General features: G+C 50.5%; 21 protein-coding genes and 1 pseudogene. 10 read left to right on the forward strand and 12 right to left on the reverse strand.

The genetic code is table 11. The features are described 5' to 3' along the window. Positions 1-147: 147 nt before the first annotated feature. Positions 148-513 carry a protein YacL gene (gene yacL / locus FH968_RS15120; RefSeq protein WP_139880924.1) on the forward strand — a complete coding sequence of 122 codons (366 nt, stop codon included), beginning with the start codon at positions 148-150 and terminating at the stop codon, positions 511-513. Between the two features lie 86 nt (positions 514-599). Here the strand turns inward: yacL and FH968_RS15125 are convergent, their stop codons facing one another. After that, positions 600-947, reverse strand: a complete 348-nt coding sequence (locus tag FH968_RS15125; protein WP_139880927.1) for a YacC family pilotin-like protein — start codon at positions 945-947, stop codon at positions 600-602. Positions 948-1,091: 144 nt separating this feature from the next. On the opposite strand from FH968_RS15125, the gene cueO reads away from it, so the two are divergent. Next, a complete protein-coding gene (gene cueO, locus FH968_RS15130) occupies positions 1,092-2,675 on the forward strand; it encodes a multicopper oxidase CueO (protein ID WP_139880930.1) in 1,584 nt (527 codons plus the stop codon). 38 nt (positions 2,676-2,713) lie between these two features. On the opposite strand, the gene FH968_RS15135 is transcribed toward cueO, so the two are convergent. Then, positions 2,714-5,131: a glucose/quinate/shikimate family membrane-bound PQQ-dependent dehydrogenase gene (locus tag FH968_RS15135; protein ID WP_370451512.1), complete on the reverse strand. Its 2,418-nt coding sequence runs from the start codon at positions 5,129-5,131 to the stop codon at positions 2,714-2,716. A 159-nt stretch (positions 5,132-5,290) separates the two neighbouring features. On the opposite strand from FH968_RS15135, the gene hpt reads away from it, so the two are divergent. Next, positions 5,291-5,827 (forward strand): hypoxanthine phosphoribosyltransferase, encoded by a 537-nt coding sequence (gene hpt / locus FH968_RS15140; protein WP_189389148.1) that lies wholly within the window; start codon positions 5,291-5,293, stop codon positions 5,825-5,827. A gap of 35 nt (positions 5,828-5,862) precedes the next feature. Here the strand turns inward: hpt and can are convergent, their stop codons facing one another. Beyond that, a complete protein-coding gene (gene can, locus FH968_RS15145; protein WP_139880936.1) occupies positions 5,863-6,543 on the reverse strand; it encodes a carbonate dehydratase in 681 nt (226 codons plus the stop codon). 109 nt (positions 6,544-6,652) lie between these two features. On the opposite strand from can, the gene FH968_RS15150 reads away from it, so the two are divergent. The 4 genes from FH968_RS15150 to FH968_RS15165 all read left to right on the forward strand — a co-directional run bounded on the left by FH968_RS15150 (position 6,653) and on the right by FH968_RS15165 (position 10,233). Then, a complete protein-coding gene (locus FH968_RS15150) occupies positions 6,653-7,579 on the forward strand; it encodes an ABC transporter ATP-binding protein (protein ID WP_139880939.1) in 927 nt (308 codons plus the stop codon). Continuing rightward, a complete protein-coding gene (locus tag FH968_RS15155) occupies positions 7,576-8,346 on the forward strand; it encodes an ABC transporter permease (RefSeq protein WP_139880942.1) in 771 nt (256 codons plus the stop codon). Before FH968_RS15150 ends, FH968_RS15155 begins: the two co-directional genes overlap by 4 nt. A 120-nt stretch (positions 8,347-8,466) precedes the next feature. Next, positions 8,467-8,898, forward strand: a complete 432-nt coding sequence (locus tag FH968_RS15160) for a PTS sugar transporter subunit IIA (RefSeq protein ID WP_139880945.1) — start codon at positions 8,467-8,469, stop codon at positions 8,896-8,898. A gap of 84 nt (positions 8,899-8,982) precedes the next feature. Continuing rightward, the gene (locus FH968_RS15165; protein ID WP_139880948.1) at positions 8,983-10,233 is read left to right on the forward strand and encodes a polysaccharide deacetylase family protein; all 1,251 of its coding nucleotides are present in this window, start codon (positions 8,983-8,985) and stop codon (positions 10,231-10,233) included. A gap of 51 nt (positions 10,234-10,284) precedes the next feature. Here the strand turns inward: FH968_RS15165 and panD are convergent, their stop codons facing one another. The 9 genes and pseudogenes from panD to thpR all read right to left on the reverse strand — a co-directional run bounded on the left by panD (position 10,285) and on the right by thpR (position 17,390). Continuing rightward, positions 10,285-10,665: an aspartate 1-decarboxylase gene (panD, locus tag FH968_RS15170; RefSeq protein ID WP_034493438.1), complete on the reverse strand. Its 381-nt coding sequence runs from the start codon at positions 10,663-10,665 to the stop codon at positions 10,285-10,287. 97 nt (positions 10,666-10,762) lie between these two features. Continuing rightward, complete coding sequence (gene panC, locus FH968_RS15175) at positions 10,763-11,617, reverse strand: pantoate--beta-alanine ligase (RefSeq protein ID WP_139880951.1); 855 nt, start codon at positions 11,615-11,617, stop codon at positions 10,763-10,765. 13 nt (positions 11,618-11,630) lie between these two features. Then, positions 11,631-12,425, reverse strand: coding sequence for a 3-methyl-2-oxobutanoate hydroxymethyltransferase (gene panB, locus FH968_RS15180; RefSeq protein WP_139880954.1), 795 nt, complete (start codon positions 12,423-12,425; stop codon positions 11,631-11,633). 174 nt (positions 12,426-12,599) lie between these two features. Next, on the reverse strand, positions 12,600-13,079 hold the full coding sequence (folK, locus tag FH968_RS15185) for a 2-amino-4-hydroxy-6-hydroxymethyldihydropteridine diphosphokinase (protein ID WP_139880957.1): 480 nt from the start codon (positions 13,077-13,079) through the stop codon (positions 12,600-12,602). Beyond that, positions 13,076-14,473 (reverse strand): polynucleotide adenylyltransferase PcnB, encoded by a 1,398-nt coding sequence (gene pcnB / locus FH968_RS15190; protein ID WP_223271328.1) that lies wholly within the window; start codon positions 14,471-14,473, stop codon positions 13,076-13,078. The genes folK and pcnB overlap by 4 nt, the downstream gene beginning before the upstream one ends. 56 nt (positions 14,474-14,529) lie before the next feature. Further along, a pseudogene (gene gluQRS / locus FH968_RS15195) lies at positions 14,530-15,425 on the reverse strand (tRNA glutamyl-Q(34) synthetase GluQRS). Positions 15,426-15,501: 76 nt separating this feature from the next. Then, on the reverse strand, positions 15,502-15,957 hold the full coding sequence (gene dksA, locus FH968_RS15200; protein ID WP_034460885.1) for an RNA polymerase-binding protein DksA: 456 nt from the start codon (positions 15,955-15,957) through the stop codon (positions 15,502-15,504). A 188-nt stretch (positions 15,958-16,145) separates the two neighbouring features. Further along, on the reverse strand, positions 16,146-16,850 hold the full coding sequence (gene sfsA, locus FH968_RS15205; RefSeq protein ID WP_139880964.1) for a DNA/RNA nuclease SfsA: 705 nt from the start codon (positions 16,848-16,850) through the stop codon (positions 16,146-16,148). Beyond that, positions 16,851-17,390: an RNA 2',3'-cyclic phosphodiesterase gene (gene thpR / locus FH968_RS15210; RefSeq protein WP_139880966.1), complete on the reverse strand. Its 540-nt coding sequence runs from the start codon at positions 17,388-17,390 to the stop codon at positions 16,851-16,853. A 200-nt stretch (positions 17,391-17,590) separates the two neighbouring features. Here thpR and hrpB point away from each other — a divergent pair, with 200 nt between their 5' ends. The 3 genes from hrpB (at position 17,591) to fhuA (ending at position 25,034) form a co-directional block, all read left to right on the forward strand. Further along, on the forward strand, positions 17,591-20,023 hold the full coding sequence (hrpB, locus tag FH968_RS15215) for an ATP-dependent helicase HrpB (protein ID WP_139880968.1): 2,433 nt from the start codon (positions 17,591-17,593) through the stop codon (positions 20,021-20,023). A gap of 79 nt (positions 20,024-20,102) precedes the next feature. Continuing rightward, on the forward strand, positions 20,103-22,649 hold the full coding sequence (gene mrcB, locus FH968_RS15220) for a bifunctional glycosyl transferase/transpeptidase (RefSeq protein ID WP_139880970.1): 2,547 nt from the start codon (positions 20,103-20,105) through the stop codon (positions 22,647-22,649). A 210-nt stretch (positions 22,650-22,859) separates the two neighbouring features. Next, positions 22,860-25,034 carry a ferrichrome porin FhuA gene (gene fhuA / locus FH968_RS15225; protein ID WP_139880972.1) on the forward strand — a complete coding sequence of 725 codons (2,175 nt, stop codon included), beginning with the start codon at positions 22,860-22,862 and terminating at the stop codon, positions 25,032-25,034. Positions 25,035-25,064 lie beyond the last annotated feature (30 nt).

Raw genomic sequence — 25,064 nt, forward strand, 5'->3', positions numbered from 1 at the left:
TACCCAATCTGCGACAAGGGAGGCTTCGGCCTCCCTTTTTATTTGCTTCACACGGGCTTACGCGCTGTTTTTCGCCGGCTTTGCTGCGATAATTATCTTATAGCTAAGGGGTACTGTATTTCCCCAGGCCGGGTAGAGGAAAACACCATGGAATATGAATTTTTGCGTGACGTCACCGGATTGGTGAAAGTGCGTATGTCAATGGGCCACGAAGTGGTGGGCCATTGGTTTAACGAAGAAGTAAAAGGCAATCTTGCCTTGCTCGATGAAGTAGAAGAAGCGGTAAATTCAGTTAAGGGCAGCGAGCGCCAGTGGCAACGTACCGGACACGAATACACACTGTGGCTCGATGGTGAAGAAGTGATGATCCGCGCCAATCAACTGGAAATTTCAGGTGATGAAATGGAAGAAGGGATGAACTACTACGACGAAGAGAGTTTATCATTCTGCGGCGTTGAAGACTTTATGCTCGTCATTAACGCTTACCGGGAATTTATCGCTCAGAACCGATAACTGCATCTTCAATGCGATGTCCCAAAAGCCTGGTTGAGGACTCTTGGGACGACACGATTTGCAGCATAACGGCTTAAGAAGACGGGCTATTTCACGTAGGCGAGCAAGCTTAACGAGTCCCGGGCAAGGGATTTACATTTGTTTGCTGTCGGAATGGCAATACCGCTAAGATCGCGATAGCTATCTTCGCCGAGCGCTTTCATATTGAAGGTGTCGTAATTGCTCAAATCCCACTGGTTTTGCTGGGCAAAAAAGACCAGAGCGCGACGAATTTGTCCGTTAGGTAGGTTTTGGTAGCCACAATCATTTTTCAGGAATACAAATACCGCAGTAAGATCGGCCATATCTTCTGCTTCAGATTCGCTAAGTGCCTGACTGCTAGTGGAAAAAACCAGTAACAACCCCAGCAATAATGCCCTAACTCCCATCTTCATCACATCTACCACTTTTTATTAGATACGAAACGTTAACACAGTTAAATGTGGCACGACGAGATTTATTCGTTGCTCTAAACTTGACCTTCCCGTAAGGGCAGGGTTTATGCTTAATGGCACGCCTGCAACCTAAAGGAATTGAATATGCATCGCCGTGATTTTCTGAAATATTCTGCTGCCATTGGTGCTTTCAGTGCACTGCCGCTCTGGAGTAAGACTGCACTGGCGGCTCAAAGGCCCGCATTACCGATCCCCGGAATTCTCTCCCCTGATGCAAAGAATAGTATTCGTTTAACCGTGCAAGCGGGTAAAAGTACATTCAATGGAAAAACTGCCACCACTTGGGGTTATAACGGCAATTTGCTGGGGCCTGCTTTGCAACTTATGCAGGGCGAAGAAGTCACCGTTGAGATTAATAATCGTCTGCCTGAAGAGACCACGGTTCACTGGCACGGTTTAGAAGTGCCGGGAGATGTCGACGGCGGACCACAAGGTGTGATTACCGCCGGTGGCAAGCGTACGGTGAAATTTACCCCGCAACAACGTGCGGCAACCTGCTGGTTCCACCCGCATCAGCATGGCAAAACAGGTCATCAGGTCGCAATGGGTCTTGCAGGACTGGTATTAATTGACGATAACGAAAGCCGCGCACTGCGTTTACCAAAACAATGGGGCATCGACGATGTACCGCTGATTATTCAGGACAAGCGTTTTGGTGCCGATGGGCAAATTGATTACCAATTAGATGTTATGAGTGCCGCCGTAGGCTGGTTTGGCGACACTTTGTTGTGTAACGGCGCGGTGTATCCGCAACACGCCAACCCGCGCGGTTGGTTACGCTTGCGCTTGCTGAACGGCTGCAATGCTCGCTCGCTCAATATTGCGGCAAGCGACAACCGTCCACTGTATGTTATTGCAAGTGATGGTGGCTTGTTGTCCGAACCAGTAAAAGTCACCGAGCTATCCATGTTGATGGGTGAGCGTTTCGAAGTGCTGGTGGATACGCGTGACGGTAAGGCATTTGATATTGTCACACTGCCCGTGAAGCAAATGGGCATGACCATTGCGCCTTTTGATAAACCACAACCCGTGGTGCATATCCAACCATTGACCATTCAGGCATCGGGCGAGCTGCCTGATAAATTGGTTACCGTTCCGGCATTACCAAGCCTTGAGGGGCTCACCGAGCGTTGGCTGCAACTGATGATGGACCCCATGCTGGACATGATGGGGATGCAGGCACTGATGGACAAATATGGCCAGCAGGCGATGGCGGGCATGGGTGGGCATGGCCAGATGGGCAATATGGACCATGGCAAAATGAATCATGGCAGTATGAATCATGACAACATGAACCATGGTAAACAGAGCTCAGGCTTTGACTTCCACAATGCCAACAAGATTAACGGCAAAGCGTTTGATATGAACACGCCAGCTTTTGCCGCCGAGAAAGGCAAATACGAGAAATGGACGATTTCCGGTGAAGGCGACATGATGCTGCACCCGTTCCATATTCATGGCACGCAATTCCGCATCCTGAGTGAAAATGGCCAGCCTGTTGCCGCGCATCGGCAGGGTTGGAAAGATACCGTTCGTGTCGAAGGTGGACGTAGTGAAGTGTTGGTGCGTTTTGATCATGTAGCATCGAAGGATCAAGCGTACATGGCGCATTGCCATCTGCTGGAACACGAAGATACCGGCATGATGCTCGGATTTACCGTGGCTTAAAAAAATACGGGTGACGCAAGCGCCACCCGTCATTATTTTTACTTAGCGTCGTCCGGTAAAGCATAAGCGACAATGTAATCGCCCATTTTGGTTCCGAAGGAGCCGTGGCCGCCCGCAGAAATCACGACGTACTGTTTACCATTCACTTCATAAGTCATTGGCGTTGCCTGTCCGCCGGCTGGCAGACGCGCTTCCCACAGTTTCTCACCGTTGCTCATGTTATAAGCACGCAGGTAATTATCTGCGGTCGCACCGATAAACAACACATTCCCTGCGGTAGAAATTGGGCCACCCAGCATTGGCATCCCCATTTTAAACGGCAGTGGGAGCGGTGAGCTATCACGCACAGTACCGATACGTTTTTTCCAGACCACTTCGTTAGTTTTCAAATCTACCGCAGAAATGTAGCCCCACGCAGGTTGCTTACAAGGTAAACCAAACGGAGAGAGGAATGGATTGAGCGTAACGCCATACGGCACGCCGTACTGCGGCTGAATACCGGTTTCAGTACCTGAACCTTTGGCATCTTTCGGCGGCTCCATCGGGTTGCCTGGGCCGCGTGGCATTAGCTTAGACACGAACGGCAGCGCCATCGGGTTAGCAATTGCTACCTGGCGGTTAGGATCGACAGAAATCCCACCCCACTCAAACATCCCCAGGTTGCCCGGGAACACCAGCGTGCCTTGTTCAGACGGCGGCGTGAAAATGCCTTCATAACGCAGTTTGTGGAAAATAATGCGGCATACCATCTGGTCATAGAGAGTCGCGCCCCACATATCCGCACCGCTCAGGTCTTTCTTCGGACGGAAACTTAACTCCGAGAATGGCTGAGTTGGCGTCACGTAGTCGCCTTTTGCTGCACCTTGTGGAACCGGTTTTTCCGGAGCCGGAACCACCAGTTTGCCGTCACGACGGTCGAGCACAAAGATGTTACCGGTTTTCGCAGGCGCGTAGATAACCGGAATCATGTTGCCGTTCTTATCGCTAATATCGGCAAGTGTTGGCTGCGACGGCATGTCCATATCCCACAGGTCATGGTGAACCGTTTGATAAGACCAGGCCAGTTTCCCGGTAGTTGCGTTCAACGCCACAATGCTGCTGGCATAACGCTCTTGTTCCGGTGTGCGATTACCGCCCCAAATATCAGGAGTGGTCACACCCATCGGCAGATACACCATATCTAGCTTCGCATCGTAGGCGGCTGGCGCCCAGGAGTTCGGCGAGTTAAGGGTGTAATGATGCTCATCACCCGGAATAGCGTTGGGATCTTTTGCACCCGGATCGAATGCCCACAGCAGTTTACCGCTGTTCACATCAAAACCACGAATAACGCCAGAAGGCTCGCGAGTGGAATAGTTATCCGTTACCGCACCGGCAATTACGATCACTTTATTAGTGATAATTGGCGGTGAGGTTGGCTCATACATGCCCGGTGTAGTCACTGGCATGCTGGTTTGCAGATTCAGAATGCCTTTGTTAGCAAAGCTTTCGCAGAGCTGACCGTTATCGGCATTAATAGCAAACAGGCGGCCATCATTCACTGGAAGGATGATTCGACGCGGGCAGTCGGAAACCACATCCGGACTTGCGTTATCAGCAGTCGCTTCGTGGTAAGAAACACCACGACAGGTGACATGCTGGAACGACGGGTTGGTATCAAGACGCGGATCGAATTTCCACTTTTGTTTACCGGTTGCCGCATCCAGTGCAAATAACTGTTGGTGCGCGGTACACAGGTAAAGCGTATCGCGGATTTTAATCGGTGTGACTTCGTTAGTGATTTCACCCGGATCGGTTGGGCGCTTTACATCACCGGTCTGGAAAGTCCACGCTTCTTTAAGCTGACTAACGTTTTTATCGTTGATCTGTTTTAAAGGAGAGTAGCGCTGTCCTTCTTGATTACGACCATAAGCAGGCCAGTCGGCATCAGGAATGGTGGAGCTTGCCACCGCAGGTGTTTGCGCATCAGCACTAAGCGTACCGTTGATTTCCTGAGGATCGTTAAATACCGCCCAGGCCAGTGCAACGACGGTAATCGCAAGCACGGCACCCAGAGCAGGAGTTGCACCCGCAGACGGTACAATAAGGTGGCGATAAACAAACGGTAGCAGTAGCCATACGCCGAAAAAGAACAAAACATCTAAACGCGGTGTCAGCGCCCAGAAATCGAAACCGACTTCCCACACGCCCCATGCCACGGTGCAAAGCAGTAATGCGGCGTAAATCCACAGTGCCAGAGCTTTGCGTTGCCAAAGTAACCATGCGGTGATTAACATCACCACCCCTGCAATTGGGTAGTACCAGGACCCACCAATTGCCACTAACCATATCCCGCCAATAAGTAAATACAGCCCAGTCAGTACCGCAAAAAGGGCTGTTAAGGTTGCGATGACTCGCGAACCTGAGTTATTTGTTTTCACAATTATCACGCTCTTAAAAGTTTGATAGCAATTCATTATAGTTATTAACAAGTGTGACATTCATCACATAAATGGCTTTTTTACAGATAGCGGATGCGAATGTGTTTTGCTGTTATACTGCTGGCCTGAATATTTCTTGTCGGCTGAAAGTTAACCTTCATTAAATAATTTGTTTTAAATCATGTGGTTATAAATATGAAACATACTGTTGAAGTGATGATCCCCGAAGCGGAGATCAAAGCCCGTATCGCTGAGTTGGGTCGTGAGATCACTGAACATTATCGTGATAGCGGTAGTGATATGGTGCTGGTTGGCTTGCTGCGGGGCTCATTTATGTTCATGGCTGACTTGTGTCGTGAAGTGCAAGTGCCCCATGAAGTCGATTTTATGACCGCATCCAGTTATGGCAGCGGCATGTCCACCACCCGTGATGTGAAAATCCTCAAAGACCTTGATGAAGATATTCGCGGCAAAGACGTGCTGATCGTCGAAGATATTATCGACTCCGGTAATACTCTGAGCAAAGTGCGCGAAATTCTTAGCCTGCGTGAACCTAAGTCACTGGCTATTTGCACGCTGCTGGATAAACCAGAGCGTCGTGAAGTAAGCGTGAACGTTGAGTGGGTTGGTTTCGCTATTCCTGACGAGTTTGTGGTGGGTTACGGCATTGATTACGCTCAGCGTTATCGCCATCTACCTTACGTCGGTAAAGTTGTTCTGCTGGACGAATAAGAAAAGGGCCTTTAAGGCCCTTTTTGCTATCTGTCTTACTGTGAAGGTGTTCTATTCTTGTGACTGCGGTGGGACTGTTTGAGATTCGAAATCCCGCTACGGTAACCCTGCTCCAGCGATTCGCGGCTGGTGGCTGTCACTTCCAAATTGCGTAGGCGACCATCGTGAATACCATAAGCCCAACCGTGTACAGTGACTTTTTGTCCGCGTTTCCACGCTGACTGCATAATGGTTGAATGGCCGAGGTTATAAACCTGTTCCATTACATTGAGCTCGCAAAGTGTATCCAGGCGCTGTTCCGGTGGGAGTTCTCCCAGTAGCGAACTATGCTTGAACCAGATATCGCGGATGTGCAGCAGCCAGTTGTTGATAAGCCCTAAATCTGGATTCTCAACCGCCGCTTGTACACCACCGCATCCGTAGTGACCGCAGATGATAATGTGTTCAACTTCAAGAACATCTACCGCGTACTGCACAACAGAAAGGCAATTCAAATCCGTATGAATGACCAGGTTTGCCACATTACGGTGAACAAACAATTCGCCAGGCTCAAGGCCAGTCAGCCGCTCTGCAGGCACGCGGCTATCGGAACAGCCAATCCACAGGAAGCGCGGTTTTTGAGCCTGAGACAAACGCTCAAAAAAGCCCGGATCTTCATCCTCCATCAGTTTTGACCAGACCTGGTTATTGCTGATGAGGGTATCAATGTCTTTCATGGAGGTTAACAACCTGTAACGGAGGAAGTGCGTTGGGGTAATATAGGGGAACTGGATAAATTTTAAAACAGCTTAACTTTTTTGCACCGGACAAGGTAACCGTATATCCATGACAATTGCATTAGAACTGGAACAATTAACGAAAACCTATGCAGGCGGTGTTCAGGCGCTGCGCGGCATAGATCTTCGTGTTGAAGCAGGGGACTTTTATGCTCTCCTGGGGCCTAACGGCGCAGGCAAATCCACCACTATCGGTATTATCAGTTCGTTGGTAAATAAAACCTCCGGTCGGGTACGCGTATTTGGTTACGACCTGGAAAAAGACGTTGTTAACGCTAAACGCCAGCTTGGCCTCGTTCCGCAAGAATTTAACTTCAACCCATTTGAGACGGTGCAACAGATTGTTGTTCATCAGGCGGGTTACTACGGCGTTGAACGTGATGAAGCTATCGCTCGTAGCGAAAAGTACCTGAAACAGCTCGATTTGTGGGAAAAACGCAACGAACGTGCTCGTATGTTGTCCGGTGGCATGAAGCGCCGTTTGATGATTGCTCGTGCCTTAATGCATGAGCCAAAATTGCTTATCCTTGATGAGCCTACTGCAGGTGTGGATATTGAGCTGCGTCGTTCAATGTGGGGCTTCCTGAAGGATCTGAACGACAAAGGCACCACCATCATTTTGACTACTCACTATCTTGAAGAAGCAGAGATGCTGTGTCGTAACATCGGTATCATTCAAAATGGCGAGTTAGTCGAAAATACGTCAATGAAATCATTGCTCTCCAAACTGAAGTCAGAAACTTTTATCCTCGACTTAGCGCCGAAAAGCCCGCTGCCACAGCTTGATGGTTACCAGTATCGCCTGGTTGATACCTCGACTCTGGAAGTTGAAGTGCTGCGCGAGCAGGGAATAAACAGCGTATTCAGTCAGTTGAGTTCTCAAGGTGTTCAGGTGTTAAGCATGCGTAACAAAGCAAACCGTCTTGAAGAGCTGTTCGTCACGCTGGTTAACGGCGCAAAAGGAGACCAGGCATGATGCATCTCTATTGGGTGGCGTTAAAAAGTATCTGGACCAAAGAAATCCACCGTTTCACCCGTATCTGGATCCAAACGCTGGTACCGCCGGTCATCACCATGACCCTGTACTTTATTATTTTCGGTAATTTGATTGGCTCACAGATTGGCTCAATGCATGGCTTTACCTACATGCAATTCATTGTGCCCGGGCTGATTATGATGGCGGTGATTACCAACTCTTACGCTAACGTCGCATCCTCGTTTTTTAGCGCAAAATTCCAGCGTAACATTGAAGAGCTGCTGGTAGCGCCAGTGCCAACGCATATCATTATTGCCGGTTATGTTGGCGGTGGTGTTGCGCGTGGCTTGTGCGTGGGGATTTTGGTTACTGCCGTTTCATTGTTCTTCGTGCCATTCCAGGTTCACTCCTGGGTCTTTGTCGCGTTTACACTGCTGCTGACGGCAATTTTGTTCTCGCTCGCAGGTTTGTTGAACGCGGTGTTTGCGAAAACCTTTGACGACATTAGCCTGATCCCTACCTTCGTGCTGACTCCGCTGACCTATTTAGGTGGCGTGTTCTACTCTCTGGCGCTTTTGCCGCCGTTCTGGAAGGCGCTGTCCCACCTTAACCCGGTGGTGTATATGATCAGTGGATTCCGTTACGGTTTCCTCGGTATCAACGACGTACCGCTGCTATTCACCATTACGGTGCTGGTCGGCTTTATAGCCGCATTCTATATCTTGTGCTGGTATCTGATTCAACGCGGGCGCGGTCTGCGTAGTTAATTCTTGAGCCCCTCCCCGAAAGGGGAGGCAAATTGAGAACTTTCTTACCCACAATTGATTAGCATCACATTGCTGACTTTTCCCTCTGGCACACTTGCGCTCTGCGAAAAGGAGAACGCCATGTTAGGTTGGGTTATTGCCGGTCATGACTACTATGCTCAGGATATGCTGGATGCTATTGAGCGACGTTTTGGGCCGCAACAGCAATGTTGTGCTGTGAATTTCTGGAAGGGGCTTAGCACCAACATGTTGAGCCGCATGATGTGTGATGCACTCTACAATTGTGATTCCGGAGATGGTGTCGTCTTTCTGACGGATAAAACCGGGGCCGCACCTTACCGTACAGCCGCATTAATCAGTCACCAACATCCTCACTGCGAAGTCATCTCAGGCGTTACGTTGCCTGTTTTGTTCGCCATGCGTGCTCAGCGCGAAACGCTGACCAGTGAAGAATTCCGCGAACGTATTGTTGAACAGGGTGGGGATGACATCACCAGCCTTTGGCATCAGCAGCAAAAAAATCCGCCGTTTGTATTACTCCACCAATATTGATTTGAAAGGTTGGTATTGGACGGGCTTTTGTTAGAATAAGGCCCTATTCTCGCCATTGAGGCATTTAGTGCCATCAAATACGTTATGCTAACTCGCCTTATCTTTGCCGTAATCATGCTGATTTGTGGCAGTAGCGCTAATGCTAGCCTGCTCAGTAGCAATCACACTCCCGCGCAATATATGCAAACCACTGAAGATGCTGATATCTGGGCGCAGGTGGGGGATAAAGTCATTTCTGTCGGCACTATTCAAGAAGGTCAAATTCTGGCGGTCGTGCCAATGGCGGCAGATTATTACGAATTTAATTTTGGATTTGGTACCGGTTTTATTGATAAAACACATCTACAACCCGTTGCGGGAAAACAGCGAGTAGAAGACCGTCTGGGTGACCTGAATAAACCGCTGAGTAACCAAAACCTGGTCACTTTTCGTGATGTCGCCGTATATAACGCACCCGACAATGGCAGCGCTCCATTTGGGACTCTGGCCGACAATATTCGCTATCCTATTATTGCCAGCCTGAAAGACCGCTTAAACCAAACCTGGTTTCAAATCCGTATTGGTAACCGCCTCGGATATGTCAGCAGCCTTGATGCGCAGCAGGACAATGGCATTCCGGTTCTAACCTACCATCATATTTTACGTGATGAAGAAAACACCCGTTTCCGTCATACATCGACCACTACATCGGTGGTGGCATTCAGCAACCAAATGACTTGGTTGCGCGATATGGGTTACACCACGCTGACGATGTACCAGCTCGAAGGCTACGTGCGCAACCGTATGAACCTGCCCGCGCGATCGGTGGTGATTACCTTTGATGATGGGCTGAAATCGGTTTATCGCTACGCTTACCCGATTCTTAAAGAATATGGCTTCAAGGCGACGTCATTTATTATTTCATCGCGAATTAAAGCTCATCCGCAAACCTGGAATCCGAAGGCGCTGCAATTTATGAGTATTTCGGAATTAGAGGCCACCCAGGATGTGTTTGATATTCAGTCCCATACCCATTTCTTGCATCGTGTTGATGCCAACCGCCAGCCGATTCTTTTAAGCCGCAGCTACCATAACGTGCTGTTAGATTTTGAACACTCAAGACGCGCTCTGGCACAGTTTAATCCGCATGTCTTATACCTTTCTTATCCGTTTGGTGGCTATAACAATAATGCGCTGAAAGCGGCGAATGAAGCGGGGTTCCATATGGCGGTGACGACGGTGCGCGGAAAAGTGAAACCAGGAGACAATCCGTTTTTGCTAAAACGGCTTTATATCTTGCGAACCGATTCACTGGAGGCCATGTCGCGGCTTATCACCAACCAGCCGAAATCATAAGATAAAAAAGGCCTGCTTAACAAAGCAGGCCTTTTAATTAGCATTTGGAGGTCAGGCAACCTGAACTGGCACGGCTTTCGCCAGGCGTTTCATTTCGTTGTCGCCATCGAAATAGGCCACTTTGGGCTGCCAGCTACGCGCTTGCTCGTCTGGCATAGTAACGTAAGTGGCGATGATCAGGATGTCACCCACATCGGCACAATGCGCGGCGGCACCGTTAACCGAAATGATTTTGGAACCACGTTCGCCAGCGATTGCGTAGGTTGAGAAACGCTTACCGTTGGTGACGTTATAGATATCAATGGCTTCATATTCCAGAATGCCAGCCGCTTCAAGGAAGTCCTGATCGATGGCGCAGGAACCTTCATAGTGCAAATCCGCCTGAGTCACTTTGACACGGTGAAGTTTGCCTTGCAGCATGGTGCGTATCATAGCTTAAACCTTCGTCACTATTGAGTTACATAGCGGTAAACATTGAGTTTGCCGCCGGAAGTTAGTCGGGCAGTATTGCCCGATTTCGCCAGGCTGTCTACTGCGCCAGCTCTACCTGAACATTATCAATCAAACGTGCTTGTCCAAGCCAGGCGGCCATTAAGACAACCGCACGTTTGCTCTCAACACCCAACTCCAGGAGTGTATCGGCATCGCGGATTTGCAGGTCGTCTGAGCGGAAACCTTTTTCATTGAGCTCAGTTGCTGCAATCGCCAGCATCTCTTCGGTATCACGTTCACCCGCGCGAAGTTTATCCGCCAGGGACTGCATCACTTTATGCAGGCCAGGTGCAATTTTGCGCTGTTCAGCACTCAGATAACCATTGCGTGAACTCAGCGCCAGGCCGTCTTTGGCGCGAACAGTTGGCACGCCAATAATTTCTATGTCATAGCCCATATCCGCAACCATCTTGCGAATAACGGCGAGTTGCTGGAAGTCTTTCTCACCAAAGCAGGCGATGTCAGGTTGCACCATGTTAAACAGCTTGCTGACAATGGTGGAAACCCCCCTGAAATGGCCAGGACGGCTTGCGCCTTCGAGCATAGTCGAAAGTCCAGGGACTTCGACGAATGTCTGTGATTCCAGACCTTTTGGGTAAATATCTGCTGGGGCTGGAGCAAAGACTAAATCTACTTTGCGGCGATTTAACTTTTCACAATCTTCCTGCAAGGTGCGCGGGTAGCGGGCTAAATCATCCGGGCGGTCAAACTGCATCGGATTAACAAAAATAGTGGTTATCACTATATCGGCGCGGCTCTTTGCATCGTCGACCAGCTTCATATGGCCGTCGTGCAGGTTACCCATCGTCGGCACCAACGCAATGCGTTTACCTTCCTGGCGCCAGCGGCGGATTTGCTGACGTAACAGCGGTATCGTTTCGATAATCAACACAACCCTTCTCCTGTCAGTGGAAACTGTGTTCTTCACCTGGGTAGGTACCGGATTCAACTTCGGCGGCGTACTGGCGAACCGCAGCACGCATGTCTCCGGCTCCAGCGAGGAAGTTTTTCGCAAATTTTGGAATATGACCACCGGTGATACCGAATGCATCGTGCATCACCAGAATCTGACCATCAGTGACACTGCCTGCACCAATACCGATAACCGGAATGGTCAAGGCATCAGTAATGCGTTTTGCCAGCGCAACCGGCACGCATTCCAGTACCAGCAACTGTGCGCCTGCGGCTTCGAGTGCCACGGCATCATCAAACAATGTTTGTGCAGTGGCCTCATCGCGGCCCTGGATTTTGTACCCGCCGAAGATGTTCACGGATTGTGGCGTCAGACCCAAATGGCCACATACCGGTACGGCGCGTTCGGTCAGCATTTTGACGGTTTCTACCAGCCAGCGGCCACCTTCAATTTTGACCATATTGGCCCCAGCGCGCATAACGATGGCTGAATTAGCAAACGCCTGCTCTGGTGTGGCATACGCCATGAAAGGTAAGTCGGCCAGCAGCAAACAATTTGGCGCACCACGGCGAACAGCACGCGTATGGTAGGCAATATCTTCTACTGTGACAGGCAATGTGGAGTCATGGCCCTGAACGGTCATCCCTAATGAATCGCCAACCAGCATCACACCGATGCCTTCATCGGCAAACAGTTTTGCGAAGCTGAAATCATAAGCTGTGATGGTTGCGAATTTGCGTTGAGCCTGTTTCCATTGGCGCAACTGAGACATGGTGATTGGTTTCATGGCAGTCCCTGAGAATAAAGGGTGAGGCATACCCTTCATCTTTCAAGCTGTAGGCGCGTTGGTTGTACTCACTCACCCAGTCACTTACTTAAGTAAGCTCCTGAGGATTCCTGAGTTTGCCGCCTTCCTACAACTCGAAACCTATCGGGTATAACAAAATGAATACGTCCGTGATTACCAGAGCGTAATCCCATCCTGGGAGAGCGTTTTCAACACTTCAGCTACCTGCTGGCCATCCGGGAATGCGCAATCAGGCGCAACTTCCAACAAAGGAACCAACATAAACGCGCGGTTTCTCATATCGTAATGCGGCACGGTAAGTGTTGGCGTTGTAACGGTTAGATTACCGAAAAGCATAATGTCGAGATCCAGCGTGCGCGGCCCCCAACGTTCAGCTTTGCGTACACGGCCATGTTCTAACTCAATACGTTGAGTATGGGCCAGTAAAGCTTCAGGAGACAGTTCCGTTTCCAGTACCACGGCGGCATTAAGATAATCAGGTTGGTCTTGCGGGCCGAGCGGTGGAGTGCGGTAGTACGAAGAGGTTGCAACCACCCGGCTTTGCGGGATGGTTGCAATGGCGTCCAACGCATGAGTCACTTGCTCAAGCGGGACGGCCTGGTTGCTGCCAAGGGCGATATACGCCAGTGTCATGCATTTCCTCCGCTACGCGGTGCACGTTTACGCGGACGGCGATGGCGGCGGCGTACGGTGGGTTCATCACCTAAAACATCGAGCATATCTTTTTGCGCAGGTGGAGCGGCAACCTGGAACTCACCCCACCATTTAGTCAGGCGCAGTAACTCCTGGTTATTTTCCACTTCAGCACGCAATGCCAGCAGGTCGTAAGCTGCGCGGAACTTAGGATGTTCCATCAGCTTCCAGGCGCGTTTACCCTGACGGCGTGACAGACGAAGCTGCAAGCCCCAGATATCACGTACCAGCGTGGTAATACGTTTTGGAATAGCCAGGGCACGACAGGCTTCATCCAGCACTTCGTTCATCGCCAGAGCGAAGGCGTCCATATAGGCAAGGCCGCTTTCCTGAGTCAGCTTTTGAGCCATCTCCAGTTGCGGATACCAGAATATGGCGGAGAACAAGAAGGCCGGGTTAACGCGCATATCGTTTTGAATGCGGTTATCGGTATTCTTCAGCACCAGAGCGATCATGCGCTCCATTGGGCTGTCACCCTGCTCGGTAAAGTAACGAGTGATGGTCGGGAATAACGGCTGGAACAGCTGATATTCGCGCAGTAATTCGTACGTAGGGTAACCGTGACCAGCTTGCAGAAGTTTCAATGATTCTTCAAACAAACGGGCAGGTGGCACGTCGTTAATCAAGGTAGCTAAACGCGGAATCGGCTCGCCTGTTTCCGGGCTAATCGTCATATTCAGCTTGGCGGCAAATCGCACGGCACGCAGCATGCGCACTGGGTCTTCACGGTAGCGCGTTTCAGGATCGCCAATTAAGCGGATAACACCATTGCGTAAATCACGCAGGCCACCGACATAATCGCGAACGGAGAAATCAGCCACGCTGTAATAGAGGCTGTTGATAGTGAAATCGCGACGCTGAGCATCTTCTTCGATAGAACCAAAGATATTATCGCGAAGCAGCATGCCGTTCTGGCCTGTTTGCGAAGTCTGTTTATCAGATGTTTGCTCTTCGTGGTGACCACGGAAAGTGGCGACCTCGATGATTTCCGGTCCAAACATGACATGTGCCAGACGGAAGCGGCGGCCAACCAGGCGGCAGTTGCGGAACAGTTTGCGTACCTGATCCGGCGTGGCGCTGGTTGTGACATCAAAGTCTTTTGGCCGTTTGCCGAGCAACAGGTCACGCACACCGCCACCCACGAGGTAAGCCTCATAGCCCGCTTTGTTCAGACGATAGAGCACCTTGAGGGCATTTTCACTGATATCTTTGCGGGACAGAGCGTGCTGGTCACGCGGAATTACCGTGATTAGCGGGAGATCTTCATTCTCCTCGACCACGACATCATCGCGGTTAAGCACCTTGCGGCAAAAATTAGCGACTCGGGTAAAAATAGTACACCTCGGCAGTGTCAATCATAAGGACAAAAAAAACAGCGGCTAATCATAGCTCAGTGTGTGGCATTTGAGAACGACCTATTCACGACGAGCTGGACACAACGGTATTCAGTGACCAATTTTGCACCGCCTGAGAGAGCAACTCACTTAGCGTTAAATCTTGCCAATGGAAAATTTCAGGTTGATTCAAAAATACCAGCGCAGCATGAATAACTGGGCGCGGATCGCCTTGTGGTAGGGCTGGTGCGTGATTCTGCTTGGATAACTTGGCACCATTCTCATTGAGCACCAACGGCAAATGAACGTAATCAGGCACCGTCCAGCCAAATTGTTGATATAGCGAAATTTGTCGAACTGTAGGCTCAATTAAATCCGCACCACGTACTATTTCGCTTACGCCCTGGAAATTATCGTCCACCACTACAGCAAGATTATAGGCAAATAACCCGTCACGGCGATGAATGATAAAATCTTCACGCGCCAGTTGTTCGTCGGCAATTAGTTTACCGTGCAGCTTATCTTCAAAACTTAATACTGGCTGGTGCTGTACGAAACGCAGTGCTGCATTATTTGGCCCATGGTTTAAGTCGCGGCAATGGCCATCATAGAAACCACCGATTTGCTGAATACGACTGCGGGTACAAGTGCAGTAATAACTTAACCCTTGCTGTTGCAGGAAGGAAAGGGCTTCGCGATAGGCTTCGTGTCGTTGGGATTGCCATAGAACTTCACCATCCCAGTGCAGCCCGTAATGTTCTAACTGCTGCAATATGGTGGTGGCTGCACCTGGAACTTCTCGCGGAGGATCGATATCTTCAATGCGCACCAGCCATTGGCCTTGTTGCGAACGTGCTTGTAGATAACTGCCGAGTGCGGCAATGAGCGAACCAAAATGGAGTTCACCTGAAGGCGAGGGGGCAAAACGCCCAATATATTGAGATGTGTTCATATGTGTTGCGGCAGGCCAGAAATGAATAAGGCGGGAGAGACTCCCGCCATTATGAATATTCTGAAATTGCGAGCCGTTAGCCGGCCATTTGTTTTTCGCGAATTTCTGCCAACGTTTTGCAGTCAATGCATAGATCAGCTGTCGGGCGAGCTTCGAGGCGGCGGATGCCGATTTCAACACCACAGGATTCGCAGAAGCCGAAATCTTCGTCTTCAACTTTCTTGAGGGTCTTCTCGATTTTCTTGATCAGTTTACGTTCCCTGTCACGGTTACGCAGTTCGAGGCTGAATTCTTCTTCCTGGGCTGCACGGTCTACCGGATCCGGGAAGTTAGCTGCTTCATCCTGCATATGCGTTACTGTGCGATCAACTTCATCCATAAGTTGGCTACGCCAGGCTTCAAGAATAAGCTTGAAGTGCGACAGCTGGGCTTCGTTCATATACTCTTCGCCCGCTTTCTCCTGATATGGCTCCACCCCAGCGATGGCGAGGATACTCAGGGACGATGTTTTACGCTTTTGCCCTTCTTGCATGTTGTTTCTCCTTAACACGCACTATCGGTCCCCTGGTAGGGGGAAAATCAGGCCGCTATAAATAGCAGATGCTTTTCAGGATGGCAATTATATAAATTCCTCTCTTGACAAGCCTGTGAAGAAAAGCGTATTTACGCGAACCGCCAGCACACAAAACAGACAGACGTTAACAGCTCTTTATTAAAAAATTATAAACAGACTGGCAACGGCGAAATTAGAGTAAGCCCTTGTGCAGAAAGTTCTGCCTTATAGGCAATAATCTCTACTCCACACTGTTGCGCCTCGACTAATAATTGCGCATATTTTGCGTCGATGTGGCGTGCCGGGGAAACCTGGGTGATAGCGGAATGCAATACTGCAAACAGCAACACGGCGCGTTCGCCCTGCATTACCACGTTCATCAATTCTCTCAGATGCTTCTGCCCTCGCAGGCTGACGGCATCCGGGAAATATCCACATCCTTGTTGTGATAACGTGACTGATTTCACTTCAATATAGCAGTTAACCTTGCAATCTGCCTGCAACATAAAATCAATCCGGCTGCGTTCTGTGCCGTATTTCACTTCACTTTTTATTGTTGTGTAACCAATTAATTCTGCAATGCTTTCTGCGTTTAATGCTTCCTTGACTACCGTATTGGCACGCAACGTATTAACGCAAATAAACTCCCCATTTTGTGTCTGAGTTATTTCCCAGGTGTGGGGATATTTGCGGGTAGGATTATCTGACGTGGAATACCAAACGGTATCGCCAGGTGTTGCACAACCGGTCATCGCCCCCGTATTTGGGCAATGGAGCGTCAATTCTTCGCCTGAAGGAGTAACGACATCAGCCAGAAAGCGTTTATAGCGTTTGATTAGCGTGGCCTGCATGAGCTGCGGGGTAAATTCCATTCACTCTTCCTTATTACTTAATGACCAACGTTGTAGCGCCTCGTAGCGCGTTCGTCCCTGCCTGAAAATAGATTCATACAGCACGAACTCATCAACGTTGTATTGCCAACGAAAATTTGGCTGAGGGATAGAGACTGCGTGCGGCGTGTTGCGATACAGCGTAATGTGCGGATGAAACGGCTGCGGGCTTTGGTAACAGCCGCTACGGGCCGCCTGAGCACGTAACATATTCGCCAGTTGTATCAGGCCCAAAGGAGCATGGCGAGGGCCAATCCACACCACGTTTGAGCGCAACCACTGCCCAGCATCATCCAGCGTCAGGGTAAAACCGCTTTGGCGTATCCGTCCGGCAAGTTGGCTGAGCGCTTTTTGTTTTTCAGCGCTGATATCACCTAAAAAAGCGAGTGTCAGGTGTAGGTTTGCAGCGGTTACCGGGCGTCCGGCGTCTTCCGGAAACTGTGTGGCGCGCCACTGGATAATCTGCTTTTGCATTTCTTCAGGTAATTCGAGGGCAAAAAACAGACGGCGAGTATCGGCCATGGTCGGGTCTCTCGGTTATATACCCGTCATCCTTCAAGCTGCAGGGGTGTTGGCTGCACTCACTCACCCCAGCCACTTACTAAAGTAAGCTCCTGGAGATTTCTGAGCTTGCCGCTTACCTGCAACTCGAATGCTAACGAGTATAGATTGGCGTGATGCTACAATAGCGAACTTTTGATAATACCCTTTTGGAGCCGTTCGTGCCGTCATTACCGGTCGCCGCAGTGCTACCCGATATTCTTAATGCCTTGCAAAATGCGCCGCAGGTTTTACTGAGCGCGCCGACTGGTGCAGGTAAATCGACCTGGTTGCCGTTGCAGATATTACAGCAGGCGAACTTGGGCGGCCGCATTCTGCTTTTGGAGCCGCGTCGCCTGGCTGCGCGTAATGTGGCGCAACGGCTTGCCGAATTACTGGGTGAAAAACCGGGTGAGACGGTTGGTTATCGGATGCGCGCTGAAACCTGTGTCGGACCAAATACACAACTTGAAGTGGTGACCGAAGGGATCCTGACGCGCATGATTCAGCACGATCCGGAACTTGAAGGCGTGGCGTTGGTGATCCTCGATGAATTCCACGAACGTAGCCTGCAAGCCGATCTGGCATTAGCACTGTTACTCGATGTGCAGCAAGGTTTGCGTGACGATCTCAAATTGCTAATTATGTCGGCAACACTTGATAATTCGCGTCTTCAGCAGTGTTTGCCCGATGCGCCGGTTATCAGTTCCGAAGGGCGAGCATTCCCCGTAGATCGCCGCTACAGCACGCTTTCCACTCACCAACGCTTTGATGAAGCGGTTGCGATAGCGGTGGCAAACCTGCTGCGCGAAGAGTCGGGATCACTGCTGCTATTTTTGCCTGGTGTCGGGGAAATTCAGCGTGTTCAGCAGCAATTGCAAGAGCGCGTGGCAAGCGATATTCAGCTTTGCCCATTATATGGAGCATTGCCTTTAAGTGAACAACGTAAAGCGATTCTGCCAGCGGCGAACGGTATGCGCAAAGTAGTGCTGGCGACAAACATTGCCGAAACCAGCCTTACCATTGAAGGAATTCGTCTGGTGGTGGATACAGCGCAAGAGCGAGCGGCTCGCTTTGATGCTCGCACCGGATTGACGCGGCTCATCACCCAGCGCATTAGCCAGGCGTCAATGATCCAGCGTGCAGGGCGAGCAGGCCGTCTGGAACCGGGAATTTGTTTGCACTTAACCAGCGCAGAACAGGCAGAACGAGCGGCTATACAAAGCGAGCCGGAGATTCTGCAAAGTGATCTGTCTGGTTTGCTGCTCGATTTACTGCAATGGGGCTGCAACGATCCGACTGAACTGACCTGGCTTGATATGCCTTCTGCCGTCAATCTTGCGGCAGCACGCAGTTTGTTAAGTCAACTCAATGCGCTTGATGAGCAAAACCGTCTTACGCCTATTGGCCAGAAAATGGCGAACCTTGGTAACGATCCTCGCTTTGCAGCCATGTTAGTTGCGGCCAAAACAGCGGATGAACAGGCGACAGCAGCACGCCTGGTGGCGATTCTTGAAGAACCGCCGCGTGAACAGGATGGCGATTTACGCAACGCATTTAGCCGACGCCAGAATAACTGGCAACAGCGCAGCTCTCAGTTACTTAAGCGGCTTAATAGTCGCGGTGGCGAAGCCGATTCTTCGCTTGTCGCCCCATTGTTAGCGCAAGCCTTTCCCGATCGAATCGCGCGGCGTCGTGGCCAGGATGGTCGCTATCAATTAGCCAATGGCATGGGTGCGATGCTTAATCAGGACGACCCATTAACGCGCTACGAATGGCTATTAGCGCCTCTATTATTGCAGGGCAGCAATACGCCGGATGCGCGAATATTGCAGGCTATTCCTGTGGAAATTGATGTGCTGGTGGCTCAATGTCCGGCGCTGCTGACGCAAAGCGATTCTGTGGAATGGGATGAAACGCAGGGTACACTCAAAGCGTTTCGTCGCACGCAGATTGGCAGATTGGTCTTGAAAGTCCAGCCTTTGGCAAAACCATCTGAAGACGAGCTGCATCAGGCGATGCTCAACGGTATTCGTGATAAAGGTCTGGCGGTGTTGAACTGGTCGCCCCAGGCGCAGCAATTCCGCCTGCGGCTGGCCTGTGCGGCAAAATGGCTACCGGAACTGAATTGGCCCGATGTTTCGGATGATTCCCTGCTGCGCAATTTAGACCGTTGGTTATTACCTGAACTGCATGGTGTACACTCGTTGCGCGCGCTAAAAAACATTGATGTCACAAGAGCGTTACAGAATCTACTCGACTGGAACGCACGCGTTCGTCTGGATAGTGCGCTGCCAACTCATTACACTGTGCCGACTGGAAGCCAGATTGCGATCCGCTATGATGATGAAAATCCGCCCGTTCTTGCTGTTCGTATGCAGGAAATGTTTGGTGAAGCGCGAACGCCGGTCATTGCCGAAGGGCGTGTACCACTGGTTCTGGAACTGCTCTCCCCGGCACAGCGCCCCTTGCAGATAACGCGTGATTTAACCGCTTTCTGGAATGGTGCGTATCGGGAAGTGCAAAAAGAGATGAAAGGACGTTATCCAAAGCACGTCTGGCCGGATTCGCCAGCAGATGCGTTGCCAACGCGGCGTACTAAAAAGTACCAATAACTTTGAGAGATTTCCTCTTTCGCCTTTGGCGGAAGAAAGGAGAATCAGGCCGTGCGCCTTATTTTTGGTGGAGAAAGAAATGGCGGGGAATGACCGCGAACCGATTGGACGTAAAGGTAAACCTTCACGTCCCGCAAAAGAGAAAGTAAGCCGCCGTCGAGTCCGGGATGAGGAGTATGACGAGGATTACGACGATGATTATGATGACGAGGAACCGATGCCGCCACGCAAAGGAAAAGGCAGTGGCAATGGCCGCCCGCCACGTAAAAAGCGCCGCTGGTTGTGGTTCTTAGTAAAACTGTTTGTTGTCTTCGTCGTGTTGCTCGTCATTTACGGCGTCTACCTCGACCAGAAGATCCGTACCCGCATTGATGGCAAAGTCTGGCAACTCCCGGCGGCAGTGTATGGTCGTATGGTGAACCTTGAGCCAGATATGCCATACAGCCAAAAAGAGATGGTTAACCTGCTGGAAGCGACCCAGTACCGCCAGGTGACGCGCATGACGCGCCCGGGTGAATTTACGGTACAGGGCAACAGCATCGAGATGATCCGTCGCCCGTTTGATTTCCCTGACAGTAAAGAAGGGCAGATCCGCGCACGTCTGATATTTGATGGTGATCATCTGGAATCCATCCAGAATATGGATAGCAACCGCAGCTTCGGTTTCTTCCGTCTGGATCCACGTTTGATAACCATGTTGTCTTCACCGAACGGTGAACAGCGTCTATTTGTGCCACGCACCGGTTTCCCGGATCTGCTGGTTGATACGCTGATCGCCACCGAAGATAAACACTTCTACGAGCATGATGGGATCAGTTTTTACTCCATTGGCCGTGCGGTACTGGCGAACCTGACCGCCGGCCGTACCGTGCAAGGTGCGAGTACGCTGACGCAACAGTTAGTTAAGAACCTGTTCCTGTCGAGCGAACGTTCATACGTGCGAAAAGCGAATGAAGCGTACATGGCGCTGATCATGGACGCCCGTTACGGTAAAGATCGCATCCTTGAGTTGTATCTGAACGAGGTCTATCTCGGCCAGAGTGGGGATAACGAAATTCGCGGTTTCCCTCTGGCGAGCCTGTACTACTTTGGCCGTCCGGTAGAAGAGCTGAGTCTCGATCAGCAAGCGTTGCTAGTGGGTATGGTGAAAGGGGCGTCAATTTACAATCCATGGCGTAACCCGAAACTGGCGCTCGAACGCCGTAATCTTGTGTTGCGCTTGCTGCAAGAGCAGAACGTCATCGACAAGGAACTTTACGACATGCTGAGCGCTCGCCCTCTGGGTGTGCAGCCGCGTGGCGGTGTGATTTCGCCACAGCCTGCATTTATGCAGATGGTGCGTAATGAACTCCAGACCAAGCTTGGCGATAAAGTTAAAGACCTGTCAGGCGTGAAGATCTTTACTACTTTTGATTCCGTTTCCCAGGATGCGGCAGAAAAAGCGGTCAGCGAAGGTGTTCCGGTGCTGCGAGCATCCCGTAAGCTGAAAGATCTTGAAGCGGCAATGGTTATCGTTGACCGTTCAACCGGTGAAGTTCGTGCGATGGTTGGCGGGGCGGAAACGCAGTTTGCTGGCTTTAACCGCGCGATGCAGGCACGCCGTTCTATCGGTTCTTTGGCAAAACCTGCGACCTATCTGACGGCATTAAGCCAACCAGATTCTTACCGCCTGAACACCTGGATTGCCGATGCGCCAATTGCGCTGAAACAGCCAAACGGGCAAGTGTGGTCGCCACAAAACGATGACCATCGCTACAGCGGCCAGGTCATGTTAGTGGATGCGCTGACTCGTTCGATGAACGTACCGACGGTTAACCTGGGTATGGCGCTGGGCTTGCCAGCAGTGACTGACACCTGGGTAAAACTTGGCGTGCCGCAAAACCAGCTACATCCGGTTCCTGCTATGTTGCTGGGTGCGCTGAACCTGACGCCAATCGAAGTGGCTCAGGCATTCCAGACCATCGCAAGCGGTGGCAATCGCGCAACGCTTTCGGCATTGCGTTCGGTTATTGCTGAAGACGGCACCGTGCTGTATCAAAGCTTCCCGCAGGCCGAACAGGCTGTTCCTCCGCAGGCGGCGTACATGACGCTGTATACCATGCAGCAGGTCATGGCTCGTGGTACGGGGCGTGCGTTGGGTGGAAAATACCCGAACCTGCATCTGGCCGGTAAAACCGGTACCACGAATGACAATATAGATACCTGGTTTGCCGGCATTGATGGTAAAGAAGTAGCGATTACCTGGGTTGGGCGTGATAACAACCAGCCGACCAAACTGTACGGGGCGAGCGGGGCGATGTCGCTCTACCAACGTTATCTTGCTAACCAGACGCCAATTCCGTTGGTATTGAATCCACCGGAAGATATCGTCGATATGAGTGTTGATAGCGCGGGTTACTTCCAGTGCGGTGGTGGTGGAGACCGTGTGTTGCCTGTATGGACGACTAATCCAGACGGACTGTGCCAGCAAAGCCAACAGGCTGAGCAGACCAACAATCCGTTTAGCCAGTCACAACAGCCGCAAACTCAGCAGCCGCAACAGCAGCAACAACAACCACAGCAGCAGCCAGAGCAAAGTAGCGATGGTGTTGCAGGTTGGATTAAGGACATGTTCGGCAGTAAATAATCCGCGTTGTTTTCCAATAAAGCCTCCGTTTGTAACGGGGGCTTTTCTTTTTTGTTAAGCCCTTGCAATAACTCTGGTTAATTATTATTCCCTCGTACTTTTAAGGGGTGTGATCTGCTTGCCATGCACTTTCCGTTTCGTCTATTATTCTGCGGCATAATAATAATTATCGTTTACGTTATCATTCGTCACTTCATCAGAGAAATAATAATGGCGCGTTCAACCACTGGACAACCAGTCAACACCTCAGTCCGCAAACTTGCATTCTTCGTTGCAGCCGCAGTAAGTGGCGTCAGTGCACCAGCGTTTGCCGCAGACAACAACACAACCGCAAAAGAAGATACCATCACCGTTTCCGCCAGCATCGCTGACGAAAATGCGTGGGGCCCATCTCCAACAATTGCTGCTAAGCGTACGGCTACCGCCACAAAAACTGACACCCCGATTGAGAAAACACCTCAGTCTGTTTCTATTGTGACCCGTGAAGAAATGGATACTCACCAACCTTCATCCGTTAAAGAAGCGTTGGGCTATTCGCCAGGCATCACCGTGTCTACACGCGGTGCTTCTGATACTTATGATGCGGTTAAAATTCGTGGTTTCGGTTCTGTAAACCAGAACAACTACCTTGATGGCCTGAAGCTTCAGGGTGATTTCTATAACGAAGTGATCATCGACCCGTACATGCTGGAGCGTGTGGAGCTGATGCGTGGCCCAACTTCCGTTCTGTACGGAAAAAGCAGCCCAGGTGGCATCATCACTATGGTGAGCAAGCGCCCAACGACTGAACCGCTGAAAGAAGTGCAGTTCAAAATGGGTACTGACAACCTATGGCAAACTGGTTTTGATTTCAGCGATGCGCTGGATGACGCTGGCGTTTATTCCTACCGCCTGACCGGTGTGGCTCGCTCCAACGATGACCAGCAGCAGTTCTCTAAACAAAAACGTTATGCGATTGCTCCATCGTTCTCATGGCGTCCTGATGACAAAACTAACTTCACTTTATTAGCGAACCTGCAAGATAGCCCGGAAACAGGTTACTACGGTTGGTTGCCGAAAGAAGGTACCGTTGAACCGCTGCCAGACGGTTCTCGTTTGCCGACTGATTTCAACGAAGGTGTGCCAAATAACACCTACTCGTTATCCCATAAAATGGTCGGTTACAGCTTTGACCATGAGTTCAACGACACTTTCACTGTGCGTCAGAACCTGCGTTATGTTGAATCCAAAACTAACCAGAAAAGCGTTTACGGCATAGGTGTTGATTCAACGGGTTACATGCTCAATCGCGGTACGGTCGTTGATAACGAAAAACTGCATAACTTTGCGGTTGATACTCAGCTACAAAGCAAATTTGAAACTGCCGCAGTGGAACATACTCTGTTGACGGGTGTTGATTTCCAGCAGATGCGTAACGATGTAAATGCCAACTTTGGTAGTGCGCCGCCACTGGATTTGTATAACCCAGTATATGAAAACTTCGATTTCGGCGATGCGTCTCCGTATCAGCAAAACAAACAGAAGCAGACTGGTCTTTACGTTCAGGATCAAGCTGAGTGGAACAAGTTTGTTTTGACTCTGGGTGGTCGTTATGACTGGCTGAAACAGTCCACTCGAGCTTACCAGGTGAACAACTACACCGAGCGTAGTGACGAGGAATTCACAGGTCGTGCTGGTCTGAACTATCTGTTTGATAACGGTGTTTCACCGTATATCAGCTACAGCGAATCCTTCGAACCGAACTCCGGTGCGGACTACTACGGCAATACCTTTAAACCATCTAAGGGTCGTCAGTACGAAGCGGGTGTGAAATATGTGCCGAAAGACATGGCTGTTGTTATTACGGGTGCTGTTTATCAGCTGACCAAGACTGACAACCTGATGTCTGACCCTGATACCTCACACGGCTTTGCATCCGTACAGGGCGGCGAAATCCGTTCACGCGGTGTGGAACTTGAGGCGAAAGCTGCCGTTAATGCCAACATTAACGTCACTGCGTCTTACACCTATACCGATGCGGAATACACCGAAGACAGTACGTTGAAAGGCAACACGCCTGAGTCAGTACCAAAACACATGGCATCTTTGTGGGGTGATTACACCTTCAACGAGGGCGTGCTGACTGGCCTGACTTTGGGTACTGGTGGCCGCTTCCTTGGTAAGAGCTATGGTGATCCCGCGAATACCTTCGAAGTGGGTAGCGCTGCGATACTGGATGCCGTGGTCAAATACGACCTGGGCCGTTTCGGTATGAATGGCTCAAGCGTTGCTGTGAATGTGAACAACCTGCTTGATCGCGAATACGTCGCTAGCTGCTTCCAGACTTATGGTTGCTTCTGGGGTGCTGAACGTCAGGTCGTTGCAACTGCAACATTCCGCTTCTAAGTGTATCCGGGCACGGTTCGCCGTGCCCAT

The organism is Buttiauxella sp. B2 (genome assembly GCF_006376615.1).
Taxonomy (GTDB): Bacteria; Pseudomonadota; Gammaproteobacteria; order Enterobacterales; family Enterobacteriaceae; genus Buttiauxella.

Excerpts from the sequence above, each read along its gene's own strand:
- sfsA (WP_139880964.1), bottom strand. The coding sequence starts at position 16,850 with ATGGAATTTACCCCGCAGCTCATGCAGGCCACGCTAATCAAACGCTAT.
- thpR (WP_139880966.1), bottom strand. The coding sequence starts at position 17,390 with ATGGCCGATACTCGCCGTCTGTTTTTTGCCCTCGAATTACCTGAAGAA.
- panD (WP_034493438.1), bottom strand. The coding sequence starts at position 10,665 with ATGATACGCACCATGCTGCAAGGCAAACTTCACCGTGTCAAAGTGACT.
- fhuA (WP_139880972.1), top strand. The coding sequence starts at position 22,860 with ATGGCGCGTTCAACCACTGGACAACCAGTCAACACCTCAGTCCGCAAA.
- hpt (WP_189389148.1), top strand. The coding sequence starts at position 5,291 with ATGAAACATACTGTTGAAGTGATGATCCCCGAAGCGGAGATCAAAGCC.
- can (WP_139880936.1), bottom strand. The coding sequence starts at position 6,543 with ATGAAAGACATTGATACCCTCATCAGCAATAACCAGGTCTGGTCAAAA.
- FH968_RS15165 (WP_139880948.1), top strand. The coding sequence starts at position 8,983 with ATGCTAACTCGCCTTATCTTTGCCGTAATCATGCTGATTTGTGGCAGT.
- mrcB (WP_139880970.1), top strand. The coding sequence starts at position 20,103 with ATGGCGGGGAATGACCGCGAACCGATTGGACGTAAAGGTAAACCTTCA.
- panB (WP_139880954.1), bottom strand. The coding sequence starts at position 12,425 with ATGAAACCAATCACCATGTCTCAGTTGCGCCAATGGAAACAGGCTCAA.
- FH968_RS15135 (WP_370451512.1), bottom strand. The coding sequence starts at position 5,131 with ATGAATTGCTATCAAACTTTTAAGAGCGTGATAATTGTGAAAACAAAT.
- FH968_RS15125 (WP_139880927.1), bottom strand. The coding sequence starts at position 947 with ATGAAGATGGGAGTTAGGGCATTATTGCTGGGGTTGTTACTGGTTTTT.
- yacL (WP_139880924.1), top strand. The coding sequence starts at position 148 with ATGGAATATGAATTTTTGCGTGACGTCACCGGATTGGTGAAAGTGCGT.
- dksA (WP_034460885.1), bottom strand. The coding sequence starts at position 15,957 with ATGCAAGAAGGGCAAAAGCGTAAAACATCGTCCCTGAGTATCCTCGCC.
- FH968_RS15160 (WP_139880945.1), top strand. The coding sequence starts at position 8,467 with ATGTTAGGTTGGGTTATTGCCGGTCATGACTACTATGCTCAGGATATG.
- FH968_RS15155 (WP_139880942.1), top strand. The coding sequence starts at position 7,576 with ATGATGCATCTCTATTGGGTGGCGTTAAAAAGTATCTGGACCAAAGAA.
- FH968_RS15150 (WP_139880939.1), top strand. The coding sequence starts at position 6,653 with ATGACAATTGCATTAGAACTGGAACAATTAACGAAAACCTATGCAGGC.
- cueO (WP_139880930.1), top strand. The coding sequence starts at position 1,092 with ATGCATCGCCGTGATTTTCTGAAATATTCTGCTGCCATTGGTGCTTTC.
- folK (WP_139880957.1), bottom strand. The coding sequence starts at position 13,079 with ATGACACTGGCGTATATCGCCCTTGGCAGCAACCAGGCCGTCCCGCTT.